The organism is Acinetobacter sp. AHP123 (assembly GCF_023757925.1).
GTDB classification, from domain to species: domain Bacteria; phylum Pseudomonadota; class Gammaproteobacteria; order Pseudomonadales; family Moraxellaceae; genus Acinetobacter; species Acinetobacter oleivorans.
The window spans coordinates 227,894-252,672 of sequence record NZ_CP092454.1; the positions used below are offsets into that span (position 1 = coordinate 227,894).

General features: G+C 38.6%; 25 protein-coding genes. 11 read left to right on the plus strand and 14 right to left on the minus strand.

The features are described 5' to 3' along the window. The first annotated feature begins 6 nt into the window (after positions 1 to 6). Entirely contained in the window at positions 7 to 3,603 is a 3,597-nt protein-coding gene (locus tag MJX77_RS01040; RefSeq protein ID WP_252060369.1) for an AAA family ATPase, read from the plus strand. A 122-nt stretch (positions 3,604 to 3,725) separates the two neighbouring features. On the opposite strand, the gene MJX77_RS01045 is transcribed toward MJX77_RS01040, so the two are convergent. Next, entirely contained in the window at positions 3,726 to 4,568 is an 843-nt protein-coding gene (locus tag MJX77_RS01045) for an undecaprenyl-diphosphate phosphatase (protein WP_013198758.1), read from the minus strand. A 107-nt stretch (positions 4,569 to 4,675) separates the two neighbouring features. Next, positions 4,676 to 5,368, minus strand: a complete 693-nt coding sequence (locus MJX77_RS01050) for a YggS family pyridoxal phosphate-dependent enzyme (RefSeq protein WP_252060370.1) — start codon at positions 5,366 to 5,368, stop codon at positions 4,676 to 4,678. Between the two features lie 126 nt (positions 5,369 to 5,494). Between MJX77_RS01050 and MJX77_RS01055 the strand changes: the two genes are divergently transcribed. Beyond that, complete coding sequence (locus MJX77_RS01055) at positions 5,495 to 6,532, plus strand: type IV pilus twitching motility protein PilT (RefSeq protein WP_003653239.1); 1,038 nt, start codon at positions 5,495 to 5,497, stop codon at positions 6,530 to 6,532. A 19-nt stretch (positions 6,533 to 6,551) separates the two neighbouring features. Continuing rightward, positions 6,552 to 7,670 carry a PilT/PilU family type 4a pilus ATPase gene (locus tag MJX77_RS01060; RefSeq protein WP_013198760.1) on the plus strand — a complete coding sequence of 373 codons (1,119 nt, stop codon included), beginning with the start codon at positions 6,552 to 6,554 and terminating at the stop codon, positions 7,668 to 7,670. Positions 7,671 to 7,739: 69 nt separating this feature from the next. Here MJX77_RS01060 and fur read toward each other — a convergent pair whose 3' ends face one another. Then, on the minus strand, positions 7,740 to 8,177 hold the full coding sequence (fur, locus tag MJX77_RS01065) for a ferric iron uptake transcriptional regulator (RefSeq protein ID WP_004794120.1): 438 nt from the start codon (positions 8,175 to 8,177) through the stop codon (positions 7,740 to 7,742). A 111-nt stretch (positions 8,178 to 8,288) separates the two neighbouring features. On the opposite strand from fur, the gene MJX77_RS01070 reads away from it, so the two are divergent. Next, complete coding sequence (locus MJX77_RS01070) at positions 8,289 to 8,687, plus strand: outer membrane protein assembly factor BamE (protein WP_003653245.1); 399 nt, start codon at positions 8,289 to 8,291, stop codon at positions 8,685 to 8,687. A gap of 64 nt (positions 8,688 to 8,751) precedes the next feature. Here MJX77_RS01070 and MJX77_RS01075 read toward each other — a convergent pair whose 3' ends face one another. From MJX77_RS01075 to MJX77_RS01120, 10 genes are all read right to left on the minus strand, one after another. Further along, positions 8,752 to 9,066: an RnfH family protein gene (locus tag MJX77_RS01075; RefSeq protein WP_252060371.1), complete on the minus strand. Its 315-nt coding sequence runs from the start codon at positions 9,064 to 9,066 to the stop codon at positions 8,752 to 8,754. Further along, positions 9,066 to 10,133, minus strand: a complete 1,068-nt coding sequence (locus tag MJX77_RS01080) for a hypothetical protein (protein WP_252060372.1) — start codon at positions 10,131 to 10,133, stop codon at positions 9,066 to 9,068. The genes MJX77_RS01075 and MJX77_RS01080 overlap by 1 nt, the downstream gene beginning before the upstream one ends. Positions 10,134 to 10,284: 151 nt before the next feature. Then, the gene (locus MJX77_RS01085; RefSeq protein WP_013198763.1) at positions 10,285 to 10,740 is read right to left on the minus strand and encodes a bacteriohemerythrin; all 456 of its coding nucleotides are present in this window, start codon (positions 10,738 to 10,740) and stop codon (positions 10,285 to 10,287) included. A 251-nt stretch (positions 10,741 to 10,991) separates the two neighbouring features. Then, positions 10,992 to 11,840: a class II glutamine amidotransferase gene (locus tag MJX77_RS01090; RefSeq protein WP_252060373.1), complete on the minus strand. Its 849-nt coding sequence runs from the start codon at positions 11,838 to 11,840 to the stop codon at positions 10,992 to 10,994. A 107-nt stretch (positions 11,841 to 11,947) separates the two neighbouring features. After that, on the minus strand, positions 11,948 to 12,730 hold the full coding sequence (locus MJX77_RS01095; protein ID WP_004794129.1) for a GNAT family N-acetyltransferase: 783 nt from the start codon (positions 12,728 to 12,730) through the stop codon (positions 11,948 to 11,950). A 122-nt stretch (positions 12,731 to 12,852) separates the two neighbouring features. After that, entirely contained in the window at positions 12,853 to 13,758 is a 906-nt protein-coding gene (gene argB, locus MJX77_RS01100) for an acetylglutamate kinase (protein WP_004794131.1), read from the minus strand. A 15-nt stretch (positions 13,759 to 13,773) separates the two neighbouring features. After that, complete coding sequence (locus tag MJX77_RS01105) at positions 13,774 to 15,192, minus strand: phosphomannomutase/phosphoglucomutase (RefSeq protein ID WP_005303157.1); 1,419 nt, start codon at positions 15,190 to 15,192, stop codon at positions 13,774 to 13,776. Between the two features lie 198 nt (positions 15,193 to 15,390). Then, positions 15,391 to 15,843, minus strand: coding sequence for a dUTP diphosphatase (gene dut, locus MJX77_RS01110; RefSeq protein WP_003653255.1), 453 nt, complete (start codon positions 15,841 to 15,843; stop codon positions 15,391 to 15,393). A 23-nt stretch (positions 15,844 to 15,866) separates the two neighbouring features. After that, positions 15,867 to 17,906: a UvrD-helicase domain-containing protein gene (locus MJX77_RS01115; protein ID WP_004794135.1), complete on the minus strand. Its 2,040-nt coding sequence runs from the start codon at positions 17,904 to 17,906 to the stop codon at positions 15,867 to 15,869. A gap of 193 nt (positions 17,907 to 18,099) precedes the next feature. Next, on the minus strand, positions 18,100 to 18,753 hold the full coding sequence (locus MJX77_RS01120; RefSeq protein ID WP_005303150.1) for a YiaD family glycine zipper/OmpA-like lipoprotein: 654 nt from the start codon (positions 18,751 to 18,753) through the stop codon (positions 18,100 to 18,102). A gap of 245 nt (positions 18,754 to 18,998) precedes the next feature. Between MJX77_RS01120 and yihG the strand changes: the two genes are divergently transcribed. The 7 genes from yihG to MJX77_RS01155 all read left to right on the plus strand — a co-directional run bounded on the left by yihG (position 18,999) and on the right by MJX77_RS01155 (position 24,036). Next, on the plus strand, positions 18,999 to 19,925 hold the full coding sequence (gene yihG, locus MJX77_RS01125) for a 1-acylglycerol-3-phosphate O-acyltransferase, YihG family (protein WP_013198766.1): 927 nt from the start codon (positions 18,999 to 19,001) through the stop codon (positions 19,923 to 19,925). 16 nt (positions 19,926 to 19,941) lie between these two features. Next, positions 19,942 to 20,988: a preprotein translocase subunit SecA gene (locus tag MJX77_RS01130; protein WP_111856008.1), complete on the plus strand. Its 1,047-nt coding sequence runs from the start codon at positions 19,942 to 19,944 to the stop codon at positions 20,986 to 20,988. A 121-nt stretch (positions 20,989 to 21,109) separates the two neighbouring features. After that, the gene (minC, locus tag MJX77_RS01135) at positions 21,110 to 21,838 is read left to right on the plus strand and encodes a septum site-determining protein MinC (protein WP_004641649.1); all 729 of its coding nucleotides are present in this window, start codon (positions 21,110 to 21,112) and stop codon (positions 21,836 to 21,838) included. Positions 21,839 to 21,904: 66 nt separating this feature from the next. After that, entirely contained in the window at positions 21,905 to 22,717 is an 813-nt protein-coding gene (gene minD / locus MJX77_RS01140) for a septum site-determining protein MinD (protein WP_004794144.1), read from the plus strand. A 2-nt stretch (positions 22,718 to 22,719) separates the two neighbouring features. Next, the gene (minE, locus tag MJX77_RS01145; RefSeq protein WP_000896934.1) at positions 22,720 to 22,992 is read left to right on the plus strand and encodes a cell division topological specificity factor MinE; all 273 of its coding nucleotides are present in this window, start codon (positions 22,720 to 22,722) and stop codon (positions 22,990 to 22,992) included. Between the two features lie 84 nt (positions 22,993 to 23,076). Further along, entirely contained in the window at positions 23,077 to 23,364 is a 288-nt protein-coding gene (locus MJX77_RS01150) for a PA4642 family protein (protein WP_003653274.1), read from the plus strand. A gap of 147 nt (positions 23,365 to 23,511) precedes the next feature. Further along, entirely contained in the window at positions 23,512 to 24,036 is a 525-nt protein-coding gene (locus MJX77_RS01155) for a hypothetical protein (RefSeq protein ID WP_192455573.1), read from the plus strand. Between the two features lie 102 nt (positions 24,037 to 24,138). Here the strand turns inward: MJX77_RS01155 and rhtC are convergent, their stop codons facing one another. Further along, entirely contained in the window at positions 24,139 to 24,759 is a 621-nt protein-coding gene (gene rhtC / locus MJX77_RS01160) for a threonine export protein RhtC (RefSeq protein WP_252060374.1), read from the minus strand. Positions 24,760 to 24,779: the final 20 nt, after the last annotated feature.

The following is a 24,779-nucleotide window of genomic DNA, read 5'->3' on the forward strand; positions in this document are numbered from 1 at the left end:
TATGTCATGAAAATTTTATCCATTCGAATAAAAAATCTGGCATCTCTTTCTGATGAACACTTTATTGATTTTGAAAGCGCGCCTCTCGCCCATGCAGGTCTGATTGCAATTGTAGGGAAAACAGGCGCAGGTAAGTCGACCATTTTAGATGCCATGTGTCTGGCTTTGTTTAATCGGGTGCCTCGCTTGAAAGACAGTGATGGCAAATTAAAAGATGTTGATGGCTCTGAGTTACTCACTAACTCACCTTTAACTGTCTTACGCCGTGGTACAGGACATGGTTTTGCTGAACTTTGCTTTATTGCGCAAGATCAAAAACGTTATTTGGCGCGCTGGGAAATTAAACGTGCACGTGAAAACCCAAATGGTAAATTACAAAGTGTACAGCGCCATTTAAAATGCCTGACCGATGGTGTGGTGCTTGCCGACAAAGCCAAAGCGGTTGATGAAAAAGTCAAACAAATTACCCAGCTTTCTTTTGAACAGTTTACTCGTGCGGTGTTACTTGCCCAGTCAGAAGTGACCGCGTTTTTAAAAGCTCGAGACAGCGAACGCGGTGAATTACTTGAGTATCTGACCAACTCCAGTATTTTCGCCAAAATCGGTGAACTGGCTTTTCGTAAAACAGCAGATATTGCAAAGCAGCGTAAACAGCTTGAAGAGTTTTTAGGCCATATCGAAATTCTGTCTGATGAAGAGATTGCTGCATTTACCGAGCAATATCAGCAAGCTGAGCAAAACCATCAACAGTTAGAACAACAGAAAAATGTTTTAGACAAACAACAACAATGGTTTGAACGTAAAGCGAAACTTGAGCAAGAAGTTCAAGCGAAACAACAACAGTTTCAAACTCAACAAAATCATCATCAACAAATGGCTGGTGAACGTGAGCAATTAAAACGACTCGAAGTTTTTTCTGAAATACGCCCACAAGTTTTTCAGCAATCTCAAAATTTACAAACCCTACAACAACTTGAGCCGCAAATTCAGCAAGCTCAAAGCAAGTTTAATGAGTTAGTGCAAATTTTTGAAACGGAACAAAAACAATATCAACTTGCAGAACAACAGCTCAAACAAACCCTCGATTTTGAGCAACAGCATCAACATGCTTTAAATCAAGTTCGACAGTCCATTCAAGAACGCGCCTTTATTGGCGATGAATATAAAAAGTGCAAAGAAAAAAGACATGTACTTGAGCAAAAACTCAGTCCAGTGCAACAACAGCAAAACACTGTGCAACAGCACATTGCACAGCTTGAGCAGAACCAAATTCATCTTCAACAGCAACTTACCCAAACTCAGCAATATGCTGTGTTGGACAAAGGCCTGTCAGCACATCTGCATCAGCTTGGGCAATTTATTCAAAACTACCAAGCGATTGAACAACAGCTTGGCAACCCTACCCTTGCCCGCCAAAAGCTAGCGGAAGCTAAAAACGAACTCGAACAACTCGTAACTTCTCTAGGCACAGTTGAACAGATTGAGTTAAAACTTGAACAACAGCATAAAGACAAAGATCAGAAACTCAATAAAATCAATCAGTTAGATCTAATTCAACAGAAAATAAAAATTTATCATGAGCTATATGCTGAACTTCAGCAATTCACCGAAAAACAAACTCAAGCCTCAGCCCAAGAGCAGCAGCTTAAAACCGTTTGCCAGTTAGCTGAACAAGACTACCAAACAGCAAAAACTGAACGTGAAAAGTTACAACACATCTTGCAACAGCAGCGTTTATTACACACCGAAAATATTGAGCAGTTACGGGCCAATCTTAAAGACGGCGAAGCTTGCTTAGTGTGTGGAAGCACACATCACCCTTATCGTGTTGATGACAGTGCAGTCTCTAAAGCTTTATTCGATTTGCAGCAACAACAAGAGCAACAGGCAGTAGCGCTAGAACAAACTAAATTTAATGCATGGCAAAACCAACAACATGCGCTTACCCAGTGTCTTGCTGAGCTTGAGCAAGTTCAGAAATACTTAACTCAACTTAAAGCCAAACAATCAAGCTTGCAGCAAGAGCTTGAGCAGCAGTTTAGCCTGAATCAGTTACCCATTGAGCTTAGTCAGGCTCCTGAACAAATCCTGCTAAAGCTGAACGAACTCAGACAAGCCGCGCAAACTGCTATCAGTTCATTTGACTCAGAAAACGTGCGTTTAACCCAAGCCATTAAACAACACAATCAGCTCGTTCAATCTATTCAGCGTAATGAAAGCTTGCTCAATACGGCACAGCAATGGCAACAACAGGTTCAACATATTGTTGAGTGTTTATCGGAAACTGAACAACAGGCATGGCAGCAAGCAAGTAGCCAAACGGCTAAACAAACTTGGACTATTCTTGATGCACGCGCCAAGCAACTTGAACAACAAGAACAGCTTTCACAACGTTTCGAACAGCAGCAACAAGAACTGAAAATGTTAGCTGCCAATCTTGAGCAAATGACCAAGCAAATTGATGAGATCGATCAAAATCTCCAAGAGATTACGCTTAAAGGCCAACAGAATAATGAAAAAGCGGTGTCGCTCATTCAACAAATGACTGGCCGCGCTGACATTAAACCGCACGAATGGTTAATTGAGCACGATGCTAAACGTCAGCAGCAACAAACGGCGTACCACGAAGCTAAACAACGTTTCGAACAAACCAGACAGCACTTTGAACAACAAAAACAGGCACTTGATCAGCTCAAGCATCAACATCAACACACCTCGCAACATCAGCAGCAGGTTGATGAACAAATTCAAAACTGGTTAAAGGCTCACGCTGATTTTCAAGCATCTGCTCTTACGGCGCTCATGCAGATTAATTCAACCCAAGAGCAAGACATTCGTAACCGTCTTAATCATGCTGAGCGTTTATTAAGTGAAGCTTCTTCTGCCCTTAAGACCATGCAAGAGCAATTAAGCGAGCATTTACAAACTCAGCCAGATATTGAACATGAAAAGCTTGTTAGCCTTATTCAAGACAATATTGCAGAGCTTAAAGCACAACTTGAAGTACGTGATCGGCTTAAGCTTAAGCTCGAAGTGCATCAGCAAAATCTTGCGAAGCAGCAACAATACGCTGAGCAAATTCAAAATATTCAGCAAGAAGAACATCGCTGGAGCAAAATTTCAGGTCTCATTGGCGATGCTAAAGGTAAAGAGTTCCGCGACTACGCTCAACAATATCACCTAGATATTTTAGTTGAACATGCGAATCAACAACTGGCGATGCTGTCTCAGCGTTATACGCTTAAACGCCTAGAGCAATCGTTAAGTCTTGCAATTATTGATCACGACATGGATGGAGAAACTCGCTCTGTTGCATCTTTATCTGGCGGTGAGTCATTCTTAACCGCCCTTGCCTTGTCTTTAGCCATTGCCAATATGGCCTCGGGTTCAATGAAAATTGAATCTCTATTTATTGATGAAGGCTTTGGTACTTTAGATGCTTCGTCTTTGCATATGGTTATGAATGCTTTAGATCAATTGCAAAATCAGGGACGTCAGGTCATTCTCATTTCACACATTCAAGAAATGCATGAGCGTATTCCTGTACAAATTCAAGTGAAACCACTTGGTGCTGGTGCAAGTACGATTGAAGTCGTGGGTTAATTTATTAGGATTTCATATCTTAAACTTGATTGAATCTTATATAACAAAGGGGCGTATTATTTACGCCCCTTTGTTTCTTGTATGGTCTTGTACTAATTTTTTATTTTTAAAACATCAAAAAATTAATTCACGCAGAGTACGACAACTGCAAAACCGATACAGTACAAGCCGAACAAATGCCAGCGTCCATGTTCTAACCATGAAGACAACCATTTTAATGCCAAAAGACCAGCACCAAAACTAAAGCACATGCCCAATAAGCTTGGAACCATCGAATGGAACACTTGTCCATGTGTCACGGTTTGTAAGCCTTGAGCGTGAACTAAACGATATAATTCTTTTAAAATTACTGCTGGTGTTAATACCACAGCCAACGCAAAACTGAACTCTTCTGCCTTTTGGCGTGATACACCTAAAAATAAACCTGTAGAGATGGTTGCACCAGAACGTGAAAAGCCACGGAAAGGCAAACATAAAGCCTGCACCGCCCCAATAATAGAAGCACTACGCAAACTAATTTCACCCTGCTGACCACGATCTAAACGCGAAGATAAAATAATCAGAACACCTGCCGAAATCAGCGCAGCTGCCATGAGTTTTGAGTTACTAAACAAATGCTCAATTTCGAAACTGCTCGCGCCGCCGAAGAACACATGCTTAATCAGAGATTGGAGCGCTAAACCAAGCACGCCTGTAATAAGCGTTGCTAAAATAATATAGAAGGCTTGTTTTTTAAAACTTTCCCAAGAAGAGAAATAGGTTTTACGCCAAGATTTCCAAAAGTAAACGATCACTGCAAACATCGTACCCGTATGTAACATCACAAGTAAGAAGGTCATATCAGGTGCAGATGGATCATACCCCATTAACTTTTCAGCTAAAATAACGTGTGCGGAACTAGAAACTGGCAATAATTCAGCGAATCCCTGAATAATTGCCAGAATGAAAACATGCAATAAATCCATACATTACACACTCAAATATTAAAATATCTGGGTTATAAGCTAGGAAAATTAAATTTAAATTAACAAATTACAGTTACCCGACAAAACGTTTATCTAAATTGTAAAAGTCATTTTTTCTCAACTTTATCGCGCTTTCCAAATAAAGCTGTTCCTACACGTACCATGGTTGAACCTGCTGCAATCGCAGCGTCTAAATCACCTGACATTCCCATGCTTAATGTATCCCAGTGTTCTGGGTGGGCATGTTTTTCTTTCACAGCATCAAACAAGGCTTTGGCATCTGCAAAAGCAGCTGTATTGTCTGGTGCTGGAATTACCATCAAACCACGTAGTTTAATTTTTGCTAATTGGCTAATTTGAGCGACTAACTCCGCAACCTCATCTGGTGCACAACCATCTTTACTATCTTGCCCGTCAATATTCACTTGCAAGCAAATATTCAAGTCAGATTGATTTTGAAGTCTTTGATTAGATAATCGCTCAGCAATAATCAAACGATCTACACCATGCACCCAATCAAATTTTTCAGCCAAATGTTTAGTCTTATTGCGCTGAACATGACCAATAAAATGCCATTCAATTTCTAAATCTTGTAAAGCTTCGATTTTGTCTAAAGCTTCTTGTAAATAGTTTTCACCAAATGCTCTTTGTCCTGCTGCATACATTTCACGCAAACTTTCACTCGGATGTGTTTTTGATACGGCTAAAAGTTGCACAGTTTCAGGCGAACGCTGAGCATGTTCACAAGCAACTCTGATTTGCTGTAATACGTGCTGCCGCGCATCTTGCAGGTAATTCATTGACAAGGTTCTCATTTTCAAAAAACTTTTTTGCTTTTCACCTAAAGCGAGGTGTTGGTAAGCCTCGGTGAAAGCCGTATATTATTCTACAAAATAATGACATATTTTGATTTACTTGGGGAAATTATGGATATTACAGAGCTACTCGCCTTCTCTGTGAAAAATGGCGCGTCCGATTTACATTTATCTGCTGGCATGCCACCGATGATTCGCGTTGATGGTGAAGTCCGTCGCATTAACTTACCAGCTCTAGATCATAAAGATGTTCACCGACTGGTCTATGACATCATGAATGATAAACAACGCCGAGACTACGAAGAAAAGCTCGAAACCGACTTTTCTTTTGAAGTGCCAAATGTTGCTCGTTTCCGTGTTAACGCATTTAACCAAAACCGCGGTGCTGGTGCAGTATTTCGTACCATTCCATCTAAAGTACTTACTATGGAAGATTTAGGCTTAGGTCAAATCTTTAAAGATATTTGCGACTATCCTCGCGGGATTGTACTGGTGACAGGTCCAACAGGTTCGGGTAAATCAACGACGCTTGCGGCAATGATGGACTATATCAACGAGAATCGTTATGACCATATTTTAACGGTTGAAGACCCTATCGAATTTGTACATCAGTCGAAGAAATGTTTGATTAACCAGCGTGAAGTACATCGTGATACCCATGGCTTTAACGAAGCACTTCGTTCGGCACTGCGTGAAGACCCCGATATTATTTTGGTCGGTGAGATGCGTGACCTTGAAACCATTCGTTTAGCACTTACCGCTGCCGAAACGGGTCACTTGGTATTTGGTACGCTCCATACCACTTCTGCTGCAAAAACCATTGACCGTGTGATTGACGTATTCCCTGCCGAAGAAAAAGACATGGTTCGTGCCATGTTGTCAGAATCTTTACAAGCTGTTATTTCACAGACACTGCTTAAAAAGAATGGCGGTGGGCGTGTCGCAGCACATGAAATCATGATTGGTATTCCTGCCATTCGTAACTTAATTCGTGAAAACAAAGTCGCCCAAATGTATTCATCAATTCAGACTGGTGCAAATCATGGCATGACGACACTCGACCAAAGCTTAAAAGGTTTAGTTTCTCGTGGAGTGATTAGTCCGCAAACGGCTCGTACTGCTGCAAAACAGCCTGAATCATTCCTATAAAAATAATTAGAGAATAAATATGGATTTTAATGACTTACTCAACCTCATGGTTGAAAAAAAATCATCCGATCTTTTTATTACAGATGGTGTTGCACCATCTATGAAGATTAACGGACAAATTGTTCCAATTTCAAAGAATAGTCTTTCAGGTGAGGTTATTGGTCAACTCTTACATTCCATCATGAGCGAAAAACAGCGCAAAGAATTTGCGGACACTCGTGAATGTAACTTTGCCATTATGAACCGCGATAAAACTGCCCGCTTTCGTGTGAGTGCTTTTCAGCAGCGTGATATGCCGGGCATGGTACTACGTCGAATTGAAACTAAAATTCCTTCAATTGATGACTTGCAGTTACCACCTGTTCTTAAAGATTTATCAATGACCAAACGCGGCATCATTATTTTTGTTGGTGCGACAGGTACAGGTAAATCAACGTCTTTGGCTTCAATGATTAGCTATCGTAACCACAATACTAAAGGTCATATCATTACCATTGAAGACCCAATCGAGTTTATTCACGAACATGCGGGCTGCATCATTACCCAACGTGAAGTCGGAATCGATACGGACTCATTTGAAATTGCCTTAAAAAATACTTTGCGACAAGCACCAGATGTCATCTTGATTGGTGAGATTCGATCTCGTGAAGTTATGGACTACGCGATTGGCTTTGCTGAAACAGGTCACCTTGTATTGGCCACAATGCACGCCAACAACGCTAACCAAGCACTCGACCGTATCATTCACTTCTTTGAAAGTGACCGCCACAGTCAGCTCTACATGGACTTATCTCTTAACTTAAAGGCCATGATTGCTCAGCAACTTATTCCAACACCTGATGGCAACTCTCGCCGCGCCGCAATTGAAATTTTAATTAACTCACCATTAATTTCAGATTACATTCGTAAAGGTGAAATTCATGAAATTAAAGATTTAATGAAACGATCACGTGAACTCGGTATGCAAACCTTCGACCAAGCATTGTTTGATCTCTATAAAGCAGGCCAAATTACCTACAAAGATGCATTAAAACATGCTGACTCACCAAATGATTTACGTTTGACGATTAAGCTTGCTGAAGAAGGACCTGATCAAATTGCAGGCACAAATCAGCATTTAACCTTCGACCGACAGTAATTTCTTCATAAAAAAAGGAAGGTTAAACGTAACCTTCCTTTTTTATTTGTTTTCTTTGTGTGAAAACGATTATTTCTTGCGCAGAACTTCCTGACATTCAGGTTCGTTACAGTAACCGTAGAGGTTTAATGAGTGACCCGTTAAGGTAAACCCATGTTGGTCTGCTACAGCATGCTGTTCCTTCTCGATAACATCATTAGTAAATTCAATAACTTTGTTGCAATTATGGCAAACCAAATGATCGTGATGATCTTCTTGCATAATTTCGAAAACAGAATGATTATTTTCGAAATGATGACGCTGAATGATACCTGCAGCTTCAAATTGTGTTAACACACGGTAAACTGTCGCAAGACCGACATCTTCCCCTTGTTCTAACAAAGTCTTGTAAATATCTTCAGCACTAAGATGATGTTGCTTTGAATTTTCTAATAATTCCAAAATCTTAATTCGTGGAAGGGTAACTTTAAGTCCAGCTTTGCGCAAATCTTGATTGGAAATAGGCATGAAAAAAGGTCTCTCAACAAATCTCAAGTTGGAATAGGCAATAGAATTTAGATGAAGTATGATCTATCCTTTGATCAAATGCATCATAATTTATTGGGATAGTGTAGCAAAATGCAAAAACTCGTGCTGACGTTATTAGTCACTTCACTCCTTGCTGGTTGTTCAATCTTTGGTGTATATAAGGTTGATATTCCTCAAGGGACTCCTTTGACCAAAGCTCAGGCCTCTCAAGTACAAGTCGGCATGAATTTCCAGCAAGTGCGTTTTTTGCTTGGTAGTCCAACTGTGACTGATCCACTCAATCCTCAGCGTTGGGACTACATTTACAACTATATCCCGGGAACTTATGCTAAAAAGGCAAAAATCCCCGCAGCACATGGTCAGCATTTAAAAATTTACTTTGATGGCACTGGCACAGTAACTAAAATTGAAGGTTTAGAAACTATTCCAGAGTCGCAACCAGGTTTACCTGCTTCTAAAGAAGCGATTTTAACTGCCCCACCACTATAATCGTTTTTTCTAATAAAAATAAACCCCTCAAGTGAAATACTTCGAGGGGTTTTATTTATGGGGCTTATTGCTTTAAGCGATTACTTTTAATATATCGCCCCACAGGATTTTTCTCGGCGCGCTTACGGCGTATATCCTTAGGATTAATCGTTAAAGGCCTATAGACCTCTACCCGATCACCCGCTTGTAAAATCACATGTGCCTCAACTTTTGCACCAAATATGCCAAGTTGTAATGGCTCCAGCAAACTTATCTGTGTCTGCAACCCACTCGCTTCAACTGCTTGTAATGCTGTCATTCCAGCTTCAAATGGAATAGCAACTAAAAACTGTTGCTCTGGGGCTGCATAAGCAACCCACACTTGCTGAGCTTTTTCCATCAGATAATTTGTCCAACTACCGCAATCATGGCAATTACAATTGAAAGCGGTAAAACAATACGTACCGCAATACGCCACAAGTTATAGAACAACTCATTGCTAAAATTCATTGATTTACGCAAGTGGCTAATTTTCATAATCCAGCCAGCAAAAATTGCATAGATCAGGCAAATGAGTAATCCCCAAAGCATCAAAATCAGCATAAAGATGCCGTGAAGTTCAGGCACAGCCCAAACCGCAATTGCTACAACAATAATCACCCACTGTAAAACGTACATCAGTTGACGTTGAGCGAGCTGTTCTTTAGCAAGTTGAATAAACAGAGCTGTTGTCATTACCGCAGTAAAAATCCAGGTAAAAACAGGAAGCTGTGCTTGAAGAGAAAAGAAACCAAACGCAACGACAGCAATGAGTTGAGCTAACCAGATTGGAAGTACAGTTCTTGTAGCGCCTTCTTGAGAATGAATTACAGACAAGCTATTTTGCCAGTAAAGTCCTAAGCCTAAACCACTCGCAACAAGAGCAAGTACCGTTGCATTACCCCACTCTTTAAACTCAACATTTGTCCAATGCCAAGGCTGTAAAGTCGTTCCCATTGTATTAGCTAAAACAATAGACGCGATTACACCGACTGTCATTAACACAATTAAAATCTGACGCGGAATAAAAGATAAAATTAAAGCCGCAACTGCGAGACCAGCAAAAACAATTTGCCCAGAAACGCTGTTATTGAGCTGTACTGTCAGTAAATTGCCAGCAGTACTCAGTACACTCCCGGCTAAAAATGGAATAAAAATAACTGCAAGCCAACCAGCCAAACGCCATTTTGGTGAACTATCTGCTTCACGAGTTAAACTTGATAAAGCATTTAAAGCAGTAGTCTTCGACCGTTTTGCTAAGGCAATTTCTAAATAACAAACTGGCAGAGCTAATAACAGCATTGTGCCCAACCACAATAACCAGAAATCGATTTGACGATCAATCTGGATCCCCATAGCGGGTGCCAATGTCGCCATAATGATGAAAGACAAGCAAAACGCCATCAGGGGCGATAACCATCGTGACATAGGTATGTCCTGCATTATGCATTCCTTGAAAAAGACTATAGATATTTTGCCCGTCTCATGCCTGAAAATCAAAGCTTGCTCAATAAAAAAAGCAAACTACCGAAACGATAGTTTGCTGCGCTAACTAAAATTATAAGTTTTGTTATTTAAGTTATGCGAAAAACCGAGCAAACCAGTTTTTCCCTTTCTTCTTTTCTTTTTCTCTAATAATTCCCATCATATTTTCTTTTACTGCACCCACATAATCAGCATCATCATGTTGAATATGGTTAATTAACCATTTTGCTAAAATTTCTTGTAGCTCTTTTTCAACAGTATGTCCCATTTCAAAGCGCTCACGATATAACTCTATTTTTTTAATAAACAAGTCATGTACACGTTTATGTGGTACACGATATTTATAATCAGCTTCCTCTTGTAAACTTTCTTCGAAAGTAAAATGAGATTGCGTGTAATCAATAATATTATCTAAAACATCTTTAATTCGACGTCTATCTTCATCATCTTTTACATCATCAATTTCATTAATATAATCAAGTATTCGTTTATGTTGCTCATCAATAACATCAATACCCGTATTATATTCTGAAGCCCATTTCATTTTCATACATCTCCCCAATGATGTTCAATGACTGTTGCATATACCTCATGATATATTTAAAGAATATAAATAAAAACAAAGCTATTTTGTCGGGTTTATCATATAAAAATCATATTAAACATAAATTATTGTTTTTATTTATTTTTTAAAAATTTAACCAACTAAAATAATAAAGTATTTTTTAAACAAAATACTTTATTATTAAACGACTAATATATATAGATATTTCTATTTATATATTTTAAATATACTTTATATTAATATTGATCTGCACGAGTAACACGCTTAAGTTCAGGATTTTCCTGCTCACGCTTTAATCTCTCTACATGAGTAATTGCTTTTTTAATTGGTTCACCATGTTGAAATAAAATCATTTCACCGGGTTGATAAGCTGTCCAATTTTCATTATGTGTTAAAGGTTCAGTTGTTATTACTGCCACACGATCTTCAGGGGTTGTTACCTGACTAAAATCGACTTCAACATCTAAATCAATTAAATGAGCCTGATTAAATGGATATTCTCGAACCAACCAATGTAATTTAGTAATCGCATAACTAAATAATGCCTTGCCATTCGATAAGCAATAATTAAATGTACCGTACTCAGCAATTTGTGGCGAAATTTTTTCTAATACTTCAAATATCTGTTCAAGGCTTGGTTCTTCATAGCCAAAAGCTTCAACGAGTTGATCGAGCAAATAACAAAATGCGCGTTCACTGTCTGTATTCCCCACCGGCGTAAAACGTCCACTTAGTGGTGGATCAAAGTCATGTAAATCACCATTATGGGCAAAAATCCAATGACGCCCCCACAACTCTCGAATAAAGGGATGAGAGTTTTCTAAAGTGATTTTACCTTGAGTCGCTTTACGAATATGCGCGATCACATTACGTGATTTAATAGGATAATTACGGATAAGATCGGCAATTGGAGATTCAACTGCCGACTGGTTATCGACAAATAAACGGCAAGCTTTATCTTCGAAAAATGCAATACCAAATCCATCACTATGGTCTGAGGTAATTCCTGCACGCTGTGAAAAACCACGGAAAGAAAAAGTAATATCCGTTGGTGTTGCACAATTCATTCCTAATAGCTGGCACATATCGCTTTTAAACTACTTCTAATTACCCCATCTGCTCTATTGTGCATGAGAGTAAAATTGCTTGCAAATCTCAATATGTGCTGGCTATTAGAAAATAGAACATATGATTAACGCTGACCCATTTTATTCATGACAAATGAAGTTGCCACTTTATTCACTTCCAGAAATACAAAATAATCTAGACAGTTAAACTCTTCATCAAAAAAAGCCTGTTTCGATAATTTTGATTGCATGCTCAAATACATTTGGAACAACTTTGGCATACGTTCATCTTGTGGAAAGCTAAACTCAGGATATTCAGGTTCGTAGATTTTTTTCGAACGGATATCAATGGTTTTACTTTCAGATAATTGCTGAATCTGGCGATGTGTGTAGTACGCTCTAGCCAAATTATCTTGCAAATGAATACTGACACACCCCATCAAATATTTAGCGCGCATTGACCATAGCACTTTCGGTGCAAGGTTCAACCACAGTGTCGATAATGCTTTACCATTACGAAAGCGAGGATGAACACAGGTACGCCCTATTTCTAACACATTAGGAAGATGTGATAACTGAGGAACAATATCAAACTCATGTGCGCTGTAGCTTTGTGCAATCTCATGACCTTGAAATAGTTTTAGACGGGTATATGCGACAATCTCTCCAGTCCACTTTTCACGTAAGACTGCATGCTCACAACCAAAATCATAAATGTCTTGGTCTAAGTTATCTTCAAAATGAATTCCAAATTGTTGGCTAAATTGTTGTGCACGAAACCGCTGTACATCTTGTAATTCTTTTAAATTATCAACCCATTCAAAACGAAATTGTGTCTGATTTATTGCTTTATGACGATTTAAAGGTAAAGTCCAGGTTTGGCGATATTGATTAAATTTTTCCAGCATAATGAACGCTCCTAGTGACACCCCTTACACTAGTCAAAGCTCATGACAAAAAAATGACCAAACTAAAGTGGTATAAAAAAAGACCACCTAGGGTGATCTTTTTATTGAGAATAACGGATTTTTTAAGCTGTTTTAGTGCGATTAGAAATGAGTGTACCTACTCCATGATCAGTGAAGATTTCAAGCAATGTTGCATGTGGTACGCGACCATCAACAATATGTGCGCTCACAACACCACCTTTAACAGCATCAAGTGCACAGCCTACTTTAGGAATCATACCGCCATAGATCACGCCTGTTTCAATGAGGCGATCAACTTCTTGCGTAGTAAGGCCAGTTAACAGATTTTTATTTTCATCAAGCACACCAGTAATATTGGTAAGCAAAATTAACTTTTCAGCGCCTAGTGCTTCTGCAACCTTACCTGCAACTAAATCAGCATTAATATTATAAGTATTGCCTTCTTCATCTACACCTAATGGCGCAATCACTGGAATAAAGTCACTTTGAGTGAACATTTCCAATACATCGGTTTTAACGCCAGTTACTTCACCAACCATACCCAAGTCGATATGTTTGATAGAACCGTCTTCTTCTTGCTTTTCCATAAGTAATTTACGGGCACGAAGTAAATTACCATCTTTACCTGTTAAACCAATTGCACGGCCACCATGTTTATTAATCAGGTTAACAATTGATTTATTTACGCTACCACCTAATACCATTTCAACCACTTCCATGGTTGCAGCATCAGTTACACGCATACCGTCAATACGGTCAGACTCGCGGCCTAACTGCTTTAAAAATGAGTCTACTTGTGGTCCACCACCGTGAACAACAATCGGATTTAACCCGACAGTTTTAAGTAAAACGATGTCTCGGGCAAATGAACTTTCGAGCTCCGGATCAGTCATCGCGTTGCCACCGTATTTCACCACCAGCGTTTTACCAGTAAAACGTTGAATATACGGCAAAGCTTCAATCAAGATTTTTGCTTTGTCGACACCGATATGCTGATGTTGGGGCATTACGCCTCTCCTTACTTAGGCCTCTGAAAGTTCTTGTGCAATTTGCGGATAGTGCTCTTGCAACATATCTACAAATTTTTGCTGGATTTCCTTTAATCGTAAAGGATTATCTGCATCAAATCTTACTGTGAAATATTCACCAGTATTTGATGCTCGAATAATGCCAAAACCATCATCAAAATCAAGACGTACGCCATCGATTTTACTGATGCGGGCACCTAAACGATGACTTAAAATTTCAATATCTTGTAATACATACTTTGGATCAGACTGATACGTACCAATATAGGTATCTTCTGTACAACATCTTTCTGGATAAGGAGCAAATAATTCAGAAATTGTTGTCGCACTCGATTGAGTAAAATATTCCATTACACGTAATGCAGCATATAGACCGTCGTCGTATCCGAAACCACGCCCATCATTAAATACGTAGTGGCCCGCATATTCTCCACCAAAAATGGCGCGTCCATTTGACTGAGATAAATAAGCTCTTAAGAAGCTACTTCCCGTGCGGATCATTTTTGCTTTTCCGCCAAGTTGTTCAACCGTTTTTTGAACCATGCGTGAACATTTCACGTCAAAAACAATTTCTTGCTCAGGGTGTTGTTCTAAACACATTTGCGCAAAAAGTGATAATAAACGGTCTGCTGTCAATATCTGGGCTTTTTCATCGACTAAAACGACACGGTCTCCATCACCATCCAGAGCAATGCCAATATCTGCCTGCTGCTCAACCACTGCTTTACGCAAATGAGTTAAATGAGCTGCATGCGAAGGGTCTGGTGCATGATCTGGAAACTCTCCATTCGGATGGGTTCGTAAAGCAATGACTTCACAGCCCATTTTTTCCAATATTAATTTTGAGCAGTGCCCAGCAGAGCCATGTAAACCATCTAAAATAACTTTTAAAGGACGTTTTAATTGGATATCTTTAAAAATGGCTTGCTGGTATTTCTGGCAAAATTCAGCTTTAAATTGAGGTAATGTTAACTCAAGTACAGAAATGGAATGAGCTGGTACATAATTTTGAGCTTCGTCACCCACTTGCTGAATCATTTCCGGAGACGGTGGTTCACCTTTTAAAATCCACTTAATACCATTATCCGATTTTGGATTATGGCTTGCAGTCACCATAATGCCATTGCCACCAAAATCTCTCGCAATGTAATACATCATTGGTGATGAACAACAACCAATGTTGGTAACCTTTAAACCTTGTTCTACTAAAATCTCTTCAATTAATTGTGCATAGGCTGGACTTGTGAGACGGGCATCATAGCCAATCACTAATTGAGTTTGTTCTGCTTGTTTGTATTGTTGTGCCAATCCGTAGGCAATCGAACGAACAACGTCCGCGGTTAAGTAAGAAAGTTTGCCTCTAATATCGTAAGCACGAAAAATACTTTTTGGAAATGAGTGTCTTACATTCATAGCGTATCTTCTATTTAAAGATCAATCCGATCTATCGCAAAAACATAGATTATTCAAAATTTTTGAAAGGTTTGTTTGCTAAAAAAGTTAAAAGAATATGAGTAAAGCGTGTTGTAATATAATCCATTGTAACATTCAAGATATAAAAAGAAACGCCTGTTCAACAGGCGTTTGATTTTCGTTAATATTTTAAAAAACTTATTGTTTACCTGTGTGACCAAAGCCACCAGCGCCACGTAAAGTTTCTTCAAATTCTTCTACTTGCTCAAATTCAGCTTGCACGACTGGCACTAAAACATATTGTGCCAAGCGCTCACCTGGTTCTAAACGGAAGGTTGTTTGACCACGGTTCCAAACTGAAACCATCAATTCACCTTGGTAATCTGAATCGATCAAACCAACTAAGTTACCAAGCACGATACCGTGTTTATGACCTAAACCTGAACGCGGTAAAATTAAACCAGCAAAATTTACATCATGAATATAAATTGCCATACCTGTTTTAACTAAAACAGTTTGTCCTGGTTCAATATCAATTGCTTCATCGACGCAGGCACGTAAATCTAAACCCGCTGAACCTGCTGTTGCATATGAAGGTAACGGCCATTCTTTACCTAAACGCGGATCGAGCAATTTCACTTGAACTTTCATGGGATTTCCTAAAAATTAAAAAATTAACGCTTTAATAAAGCTTTTAAATTTGCCAGATATTGTTGAGCCTGTTCTTTAGGATCAACATTAGCCGCAATTTTCTTTTTACGCCCTAACCACTCCAGCTCATCTTGCGGAAGTTCATCAAGGAAACGGCTAGGTGTCATCTGTTTCATCTGTCCACCATTTTTACGCTGTTCTGCCAGTGTTAACGTTAAACCTTGGCGTGCACGGGTAATTCCCACGTACATGAGACGGCGCTCTTCCTCAATGGTTTCTGCTGCAATCGAGTTTTTATGCGGCAATAGTTCTTCTTCGAGTCCCATAATGTACACATATGGGAATTCCAAACCTTTTGCAGCATGTAGAGTCAGTAAGTTAACTTTGTCCGTATCTTCTTCTTCCTGCTGCTGTTCTAAAAGGTCAAGCAGAACCAGTTTTCGAATGACACTTTCAATATTCTTTTCATCAACGTCTTCTGCACGGTTAATGAGGTTTTGAATACTGGTAAATAAATTCTCAATGTTATCGAGCTTACTTTTCTCTTGTGCAGGTGTTGCAGACTGTTCACGAACGTAATCCATATAACCCGCTTCGTTCATCATTTGACGAACTTTAGGCACAGGTTCATCGTCTTCCAACAATTCACGTGTAAATGTCGCGATAAAGTCAGCAAATTCATGAAGCTGAGTTTCTGCCTTTTTAGGAAGCACCATGCTTAAACGTTGATCAGCAGAAGCACCAAGTAAAGACAAATTATTTTCTTGTGAGAATAAACCTAACTTCTCAAGAGTAACTGGGCCAATCGCGCGTTTAGGCGTATTAATAATACGCAAGAAAGCACTGTCATCTTCTGGGTTAATAATGAGACGTAAATAACTCATCACGTCTTTAATTTCTGCACGAGCGAAGAACGATGTACCGCCAGAGAGTTTATACGGAATTTGCATTTGGCGAAGCTGTGTTTCTAATACACGCGCCTGAAAGTTACCACGATATAAAACGGCATAATCTTTCCAGTTTTTACCGTTCATGAGCTTATGAGTAAGTAGGTCTTTGACCACGCGTTCTGCTTCATCATCATCATTACGACATGTAATGATTCGGATAACCTCACCATGCCCTTTATCACTCCACAATTTCTTATCAAAAATATGCGGGTTATTTTGAATAACACAGTTCGCTGCTTTTAAAATACGGCTCGTTGAACGATAGTTCTGTTCAAGTTTAATAATTTGTAAATTGGGGAAATCCTGCTTAAGCAACGCCATATTTTCAGGCTTAGCACCACGCCATGCGTAAATCGACTGGTCATCATCACCTACCGCGGTGAACTGCCCCATTACACCAACTAATAGTTTCACCAAAATATACTGAGCGGTGTTGGTATCTTGATATTCATCGACCAATAAATAGCGAACACGGTTTTGCCATTTATCTCGTACTTCTGCATTTTCTTGCAGTAAACGTGTTGGCATAACAATGAGGTCATCAAAATCGACTGCATTGTAAGCACGTAAATTACGTTCATAAAGCTGGTAAAGATGGGCAAACTGTACATCTTCAGGTGTTTCACAAGTTGAATGTGCTTGCTCTGGCACGATCAGATCATTTTTCCAGTCTGAAATTTTCTTCATTGCCTTAGCAATTAATTCTTTGCTTTCTGCACCTGACAAATTGTCGCGATGCATCAAATCCATCAAAATACGCTTACAGTCGTCTGCATCTAAAATCGAAAAATTAGCTTTTAAAGGTAAATTTTTAAGTTCTAAACGTAAAAGGTTTAAACCAAAAGTATGGAAAGTCGAGACTGATAAACCTTTTGATTCTTCACGTGACAAGAGCTTGGTCACACGCTCTTTCATTTCACGGGCAGCTTTGTTTGTGAAGGTCATCGCAGTGATACGATGCGCTGGAATACGGCAATGCTGCACCAAATACGCAATTTTACGCGTAATTACCGATGTTTTACCTGAACCAGCACCAGCAAGCACCAATAAAGGGCCCTGAGTATATTTCATGGCTTCTTCTTGCTTGTTGTTCAATTGACTGGCAGATGACATCGTGTATTACCTCTTAATTTTTCGAGCATGATTATAGTCATCTCTGTTTTAGAATCCCAATAGTAAATCTATGGATATGTATAAATGATGTCTAATAATGCAATTTATGCGCCGCAGAATGTCGTGATTATTTCTTATACTGCACCCATAAAAAAACCACCCGAAGGTGGTTTTTGAAACAATAAACTAAATCTTATTGTTTAGCATAAATGCTGATTTCTACACGACGGTTTTGTTCACGGCCAGATGCAGTTGAGTTATCTGCGATCGGGTTAGATGAACCATAACCTTGCGCGTCGATACGGCTAGCAGATACGCCTTGGCTAGCTAAATAACTACGTACTGATTGAGCGCGTGCTTGTGATAATGGAATGTTAATTGAATCATTACCAGTGTTATCAGTATAACCTGTTACAAGAATTGCACTCTTGTTATCTTCAGCCAAAGTTTGAGCAACTTTGTTTAAAGTTGAATAGAAGTTTGGCTTGATGTTTGATTTGTTTGTATCAAAAGTAATGCTACCAGGCATAACTAATTGAACAGAACCATCTGGATTACGGTTAACGTCTACACCAGTACCCGCCATTTGTTGACGTAATTTTTTCTCTTTTTGGTCAAGGTATAAACCACTAGCGCCACCAAGAACTGCACCAATTGCTGCAGCACGGTTGTTTTGACGGCTAGAGTTTGCACTTGATTTAGAAATACCGTAACCAGCTGCTGCGCCAATTAAAGTACCTAATGCGGCTTTATCGTATTCAACGCCACCAAGGTTGTTACCTGTTGTTTGACAACCAGAAAGTACTACTGCTGCCCCTACCACTGTTGAAATAACTAATGCACGCATTGCATGCCTCCTCACTTTGAGTGTTTTGTTGTTGAGTGAATAATGAAACAAAAAGGAAGTATAAAACATTGATATTTTGTTAATAATAAACAGTTTAGTTACTTTTTTGTAATATTTTGATGCACTTTAAGATGCTACCTCATCACAATTTCTTCATTGTTGTCTAAGATATCGTTGTATTTCATATTATGACAGTTATAGTTGAACAACTTTTCTATGGATTTTAGACATTCGGGGTCATTCATATGTCAACTGCACCCAATAAGCAATCTGCGCTAAAAAAAATTACACGTGGACTCACTGTAGGTACAGTCATTACAGGAAGTACGTTTTTTCATGGTCCACCTGTTCTTGCACTAGGTCTGACTAAGCTTTTAAAAAAATCATCTAAAATAGATGAAACCAATATTCAAATTACAAATAGCTGGTTAGGGGTAAATAATTGGTTAATTGACCATGTTTTACCAAATCTAAAATGGGATATCACGATTGATGAGGGACTTGACCTAAATATGCAAGGTCGTTATCTCATGACGTGTAACCACCAAAGTTGGGTTGATACAACGGTGAATCAATATTTTGGTTTAACGCGTATGCCACTCACCCGTTTCTTTACCAAATGGGAACTCATCTTTATTCCTTTCGTTGGGCAAGCTTTTAAAATTCTAGGCTTCCCGATGATGAAACGTCACACAAAAGAACAGGTTGCAAAGAATCCTGAGCTCAAAGACCGTGACATGATGGAAGCACGTAAAGCTTGTGAACAGCTTTTAAGTCAGCCCTTCACATTATTGAATTATTTAGAAGGTACTCGGTTTACTCAAGAAAAACATGACCAGCAAAAATCGCCATATAAGCATTTGCTTAAACCAAAAGCAGGTGGCTTGGCACTTGCCTTGAATATTTTGGGTGACAAAATTGATGCCTTAGTTGATATGACAATTGTCTATCCGAATGGCGTTCCTGGATATAGCGATTTCTGGCTCGGTGATGTTTCAAGAATTGCAGTAAATTTGCGTAAAATTGAAATTCCAGACTGGGTTCTTGGTGGAAACTATGAAGACGATGCGGTTTACCGTGAACGTTTCCAACAATGGGTGCATGAAATCTGGACCGAAAAAGATCAACTTATTGAGCAAATGAAATCTCAATATACCTCTACAAATATTTAAGAAAGCATCCGTTATTATGCAAAACAGCGCTGGGAAAAAAACGAAATATCATCATGTAGATCCAAACAGCCTTTCGTTTAAGCTGTTTTTGATCTATGACATCTTTATGGTGTTTATTATTATTTTTAACCTGTTCTGTCTTGCGACTAATTTCTTTTTAATGAGCAGTATTGGGGCATGGTTCTTTGAACACATTCATTTGCCCCAGATATTGAGCTTTTACCGTAATTCATTACACCCGTGGGTGATCACATCAGAAGCTTGGTTTATTGGTTTTTTAATTGTTGAGCTGCTCGTGCGCTGGAGCATTGCGATCATCAATAAACACCATAAACGTTGGTTCTTTTTCCCTTTTATTCACTGGTATGAAATTTTAGCCATTATTCCTCAGCTTCGTTTTCTACGTTTGTTCCGAGCTGGGATTATTGCTTATCGTTTACACGAAATGGGCTATCGAGTTATTCCGGAAAGCTGGAGAAAGACTGGATTATTTTACTATCGTGTTGTCATGGAAGAACTTTCCGATCGTGTTGTTATTACCGTGATTGATGGCATTAGATATGAACTTCAAACCAGTTCTAGCCATAAACAGATTATTCACGACTTAGTTAATCATCATCGTGAGCAATTTACTGCTACCCTAACAGCATTATTACAAGAGTCTTTAGCGACTGCTTTAAAAGAACAAAAACCGGCAATTACAAAAGGTGTTGGGAAAATTGTAGATCAGGCCATAGTAGATACACCTGAGCTAACCCAATTATTACGCTTAATTCCTTTAGTCGGTGGTCGTATTGAACAGCAAATTCAGAGTATTGGCCAAAGATTAGGTGAAAATATTAGTGCAGGTTTAATTGAACCTTTAATTGAGGGATCACCAAACAGTCCCAATTCTACTTATCAATTAATTTCTCAAAAAGTGAGTGAAATAAATATTAATAATCGTCAGCTTGAGCAATTGGTTGAATCTGTCGTGTTCGAGACACTGGAATCTGTACGAAAACAGGTCAAGGTCAAACAATGGCAACAAACGCTTGCGGAGTATGATCGAATCAAAGAATAAGCATTTACTTAATTTTTTATTAAACACGCTAGAGAATTGGAACGATTTGTTCTAGCATTTGCTCTATTTACAATAAACTTAACGATATTACAGCTCGTTTTAACGCCTTGAAGGAAGACTTATGGCTGATATCCGGATTACCGGCAGAATGGTTAACTTTAGCAGGATAACCTTCGATACCAATGATCATGATGTGATCCGCCAGCAATTATCAAATATATTAAATGAAGGTTCCTATCAAGGAACTTTAGTGATTATTGATAGTACGGTTGAGCAAGAGTTAATTGCATTAATTCAACTTCTGGTGAGCTTAGGTCTACAGCCTATGGCGGTAATCGACGGTATTTTAGGAGATGAAGCTCGCGCTATTCAATTCCCTGTTTTACCGGCAGATCAACCATTACAGCGTATTAAAGCCACAACAGAACAAGTCGCAATTGTAGAAAAACCTGCTACTGCTCCTGCATCATCTTCAGCAGAAACAAAAAAACCACTAAACAAGATAGCAGTTGCTCATATTACCTCTTATCATGATGAAATTTTACGTACAGGCCAATCCCTCGTACAAGATAACGGCGATATTATTTTAAAAGCTGGCATGAATAGTGGTTCTGAAGTGATTGCATCAGGAAATATACATATTTATGGCACAGTTCGTGGTAGAGTCATTGCTGGTGCGGGCGGGCACGCAGCTGCACGTATTTTTTGCCAATCTTTAGAGGCTGAGCTCGTTTCCATTGCCGGAACGTATTGTGTCGCAGATGATATCCCTAAACATGTGGTAAAAAAACCAGTACATATTTATTTAAATGAAAAGCAAGAGCTTGAATTTGAAGCGATTGAACTTTAGTTTATTAAGCAAATCACCAAAAAACAGCCCTTTTAAGGGTGAATGACCATAATAGGAGTGGATTCGGTGGCCAAAATTGTTGTCGTAACATCAGGCAAAGGTGGTGTAGGTAAAACTACAACGAGCGCATCTTTTGCAACAGGTTTAGCCCTTCGTGGTCATAAAACTGTTGTGATTGATTTTGATGTAGGCTTACGTAACCTTGATTTAATTATGGGTTGTGAGCGTCGTGTTGTTTATGATTTTGTCAATGTGATTAACAACGAAGCACGTCTGCAGCAAGCCCTTATTCGCGATAAAGATATCGAAAACCTTTATATTTTACCGGCTTCACAAACACGTGATAAAGATGCGTTGAGCGACGATGGTGTTGCTCGTGTTATTGATGAGCTATCTCAAGAATTTGATTACATCATTTGTGACTCACCTGCTGGTATTGAACGTGGCGCGATTTTAGCCATGTATCATGCAGATGAAGCAATCATTGTAACAAACCCTGAAATCTCTTCAGTACGTGACTCTGACCGTATTATTGGTATGTTAGATAGCAAAACCAAAAAGGTTGAACAAAACGAAGGACGTATACGTAAACATTTATGTATTACACGCTTCAACCCTGAACGCGCAGACCGTCAGGAAATGCTGACCATTGATGATATTTCTAAAGATATTTTACGCGTACCGACATTAGGTGTTATTCCAGAATGTCCAAGTGTATTACAAGCATCAAACGAGGGTAAGCCAGTAATTCTGTATTCAGAAACTAAAGCTGGTCAGGGTTATGATGATTTGGTTGCTCGCTTTCTTGGTGAAGACCGTCCTTATAGACACATCACAGCTCAACCTAAAGGCTGGTTAGCACGACTATTTGGAGCGTAGATATGGCAGGATTCTGGAGTAAATTATTTAGCAGTGAAGAAAAACCATCAAGTGCTCAAACTGCCAAAGATCGTTTAAAAGTTATTGTTGCTTCTGAACAAGGTTTAGGCCGTCGTTTAAGCCAAGACAAGATTGATCAGATGAAGAAAGAAATCATGCAAGTGGTTAGTCGTTATGTCAGCGGTGTAGGTGAACAGCATATCCAAATGCAGGTTCGCTCTGAAGCTAATATCGAAATGTTAGAAATGAATATCAATTTACCTGAAGAACGATAATTCTATTTCTGACTATTCAATAAAACAGAATCAAGGCAAAATAACGCAAGTTATTTTGCCTTTTTTAAAACTGAGGAGATTGTCATGGCATTATCACAGCCAGCAACTTTCAATGAAGAATGGTCCGATGAGCGTGTTTTTGCCTACCTCAACCAACTTCCGCCAGCGGGTGTGAACGCAGATTTTCATGTGCTCTACCATGCATTCAAACATATGCGTCCAACAGACTATGAACGTCTTTTGACTCAATTTATTGCGGACGGACGCGATATTAATGCCAAAGACCCTGAAGGCCAACGCATCCATGATGTGATTGCCAAATTTCCGCGTCAATCGGCACCATTTTTAGAAGTTCTAGCAAAGTTTGCTTAAGCTTTTTTTATTTGAATAAGACTGCATAATCTATCTTAGTAAAATTTAGTAGATAGATTATGTGGTTCATTCAAATATCTAAATTATTTACTTTTATAAAAAATAATCTTAAAGTCATCAGCATTATTTCATTCTAAATATAAATTCATGAATCCAGAACCTATTAATTTAAATCAAACACAATCTATCCAATCAAACCATATAGAAAATTTAAAAGTTATTAGCCTTAATAAGTTTATCTTTCTATCCTTTATTTCTTTTGGTCTATACCAAATTTGGTGGATGTTTAAAGCATGGCGATTTTTTCTAATCAAAGATAAGTTAAATATTATGCCCGCTGCTCGTGCAATTTTTTCTATATTATTTTTATATTCACTATTTAATCGAATAAAAACCTATTCAAAAGAACAAGAATATCCTCATGACTTCTCTTCAGGTTGGATGTATCTAGGATATCTCATTACATCTTTACTGGTTCGCCTACCTGATCCTTACTGGCTTATCTCTCTCTGCAGCATTATATTTTTAATCCCAGCCTTTAAAGCGTTGAACTATACACAAAAACAAATAGAAACAACGATTGAGCAAGAAAAATTCAATACACCTCAAATCATTTTAATTATTATAGGTTCTATCATGTGGCTGCTGATTCTTATCAGTTTTATTATATGAATCCTACCTAAGTGATCTAAAATTTAACTTATTAATATTTTAAAAATATTAAAATTTAGTAATTTAAAAAGCCTCTTCAAGAGGCTTTTTTCTTATCTCAATTTATCGATTTCCAATAAGGAAAATACCAAATATGGTAAAAATGCCACCGGAAATACCATCAATCCATTTTGAAAAATTACGATACGCTGATCTAAAACTTGGCAATGAAAAAATAAATGTCACAAAGCAGAACCATAAAATTGTTTCGACTGTGACAATAATAAAGAGCAGCCAGTGAACCTGATCAAGTTGAGGGTTGGCTAAAAATAAAGAGAAAACACTACCAAAATAAATAACAGCTTTAGGATTTGATAGATTGGTTATCAGGCCTTTAATAAAAAATAGGTAAGGTGCTTTTGGTAGCTCTACAGCAACATTATCTTCTTGCTGATTTTTTGAAAATGCCGAACGCAACATCTGATAGCCTAACCAACATAAATATAAGCCACCGGCGATGAGTAAACCTTGCTTTAACCAAGCCATTTTTTCAAAAATAAGATTTAATCCCATCAGTGCCAAACAAGCCCAAAACATAACCCCTGCTGTGATACCACCCACCACTAACATAGCGTCTTTACGTGATCGACTAATCGCTGTTTGAGATACAAGAAAAAAATCAGGTCCTGGAGTAATAAGTGCACAAAAATGGATAAAAGCTAAAGTAATTAGAGCAAGTAACATGTTTTCCTCCAGATTTAATT

What these genes read in the sequence shown, in the direction of transcription:
- MJX77_RS01105 (WP_005303157.1), bottom strand. Translation starts at nt 15,192, where the DNA reads ATGAATGTAAGACACTCATTTCCAAAAAGTATTTTTCGTGCTTACGAT.
- dut (WP_003653255.1), bottom strand. Translation starts at nt 15,843, where the DNA reads ATGAAAGTTCAAGTGAAATTGCTCGATCCGCGTTTAGGTAAAGAATGG.
- MJX77_RS01130 (WP_111856008.1), top strand. Translation starts at nt 19,942, where the DNA reads ATGCAAAACAGCGCTGGGAAAAAAACGAAATATCATCATGTAGATCCA.
- minC (WP_004641649.1), top strand. Translation starts at nt 21,110, where the DNA reads ATGGCTGATATCCGGATTACCGGCAGAATGGTTAACTTTAGCAGGATA.
- MJX77_RS01070 (WP_003653245.1), top strand. Translation starts at nt 8,289, where the DNA reads ATGCAAAAACTCGTGCTGACGTTATTAGTCACTTCACTCCTTGCTGGT.
- MJX77_RS01055 (WP_003653239.1), top strand. Translation starts at nt 5,495, where the DNA reads ATGGATATTACAGAGCTACTCGCCTTCTCTGTGAAAAATGGCGCGTCC.
- MJX77_RS01075 (WP_252060371.1), bottom strand. Translation starts at nt 9,066, where the DNA reads ATGGAAAAAGCTCAGCAAGTGTGGGTTGCTTATGCAGCCCCAGAGCAA.
- MJX77_RS01115 (WP_004794135.1), bottom strand. Translation starts at nt 17,906, where the DNA reads ATGTCATCTGCCAGTCAATTGAACAACAAGCAAGAAGAAGCCATGAAA.
- MJX77_RS01090 (WP_252060373.1), bottom strand. Translation starts at nt 11,840, where the DNA reads ATGTGCCAGCTATTAGGAATGAATTGTGCAACACCAACGGATATTACT.
- MJX77_RS01085 (WP_013198763.1), bottom strand. Translation starts at nt 10,740, where the DNA reads ATGAAAATGAAATGGGCTTCAGAATATAATACGGGTATTGATGTTATT.
- MJX77_RS01095 (WP_004794129.1), bottom strand. Translation starts at nt 12,730, where the DNA reads ATGCTGGAAAAATTTAATCAATATCGCCAAACCTGGACTTTACCTTTA.
- rhtC (WP_252060374.1), bottom strand. Translation starts at nt 24,759, where the DNA reads ATGTTACTTGCTCTAATTACTTTAGCTTTTATCCATTTTTGTGCACTT.
- argB (WP_004794131.1), bottom strand. Translation starts at nt 13,758, where the DNA reads ATGCCCCAACATCAGCATATCGGTGTCGACAAAGCAAAAATCTTGATT.
- fur (WP_004794120.1), bottom strand. Translation starts at nt 8,177, where the DNA reads ATGCCTATTTCCAATCAAGATTTGCGCAAAGCTGGACTTAAAGTTACC.
- MJX77_RS01050 (WP_252060370.1), bottom strand. Translation starts at nt 5,368, where the DNA reads ATGAATTACCTGCAAGATGCGCGGCAGCACGTATTACAGCAAATCAGA.
- MJX77_RS01060 (WP_013198760.1), top strand. Translation starts at nt 6,552, where the DNA reads ATGGATTTTAATGACTTACTCAACCTCATGGTTGAAAAAAAATCATCC.
- yihG (WP_013198766.1), top strand. Translation starts at nt 18,999, where the DNA reads ATGTCAACTGCACCCAATAAGCAATCTGCGCTAAAAAAAATTACACGT.
- MJX77_RS01045 (WP_013198758.1), bottom strand. Translation starts at nt 4,568, where the DNA reads ATGGATTTATTGCATGTTTTCATTCTGGCAATTATTCAGGGATTCGCT.
- MJX77_RS01155 (WP_192455573.1), top strand. Translation starts at nt 23,512, where the DNA reads ATGAATCCAGAACCTATTAATTTAAATCAAACACAATCTATCCAATCA.
- MJX77_RS01120 (WP_005303150.1), bottom strand. Translation starts at nt 18,753, where the DNA reads ATGCGTGCATTAGTTATTTCAACAGTGGTAGGGGCAGCAGTAGTACTT.
- MJX77_RS01080 (WP_252060372.1), bottom strand. Translation starts at nt 10,133, where the DNA reads ATGTCACGATGGTTATCGCCCCTGATGGCGTTTTGCTTGTCTTTCATC.
- MJX77_RS01150 (WP_003653274.1), top strand. Translation starts at nt 23,077, where the DNA reads ATGGCATTATCACAGCCAGCAACTTTCAATGAAGAATGGTCCGATGAG.
- minE (WP_000896934.1), top strand. Translation starts at nt 22,720, where the DNA reads ATGGCAGGATTCTGGAGTAAATTATTTAGCAGTGAAGAAAAACCATCA.
- MJX77_RS01040 (WP_252060369.1), top strand. Translation starts at nt 7, where the DNA reads ATGAAAATTTTATCCATTCGAATAAAAAATCTGGCATCTCTTTCTGAT.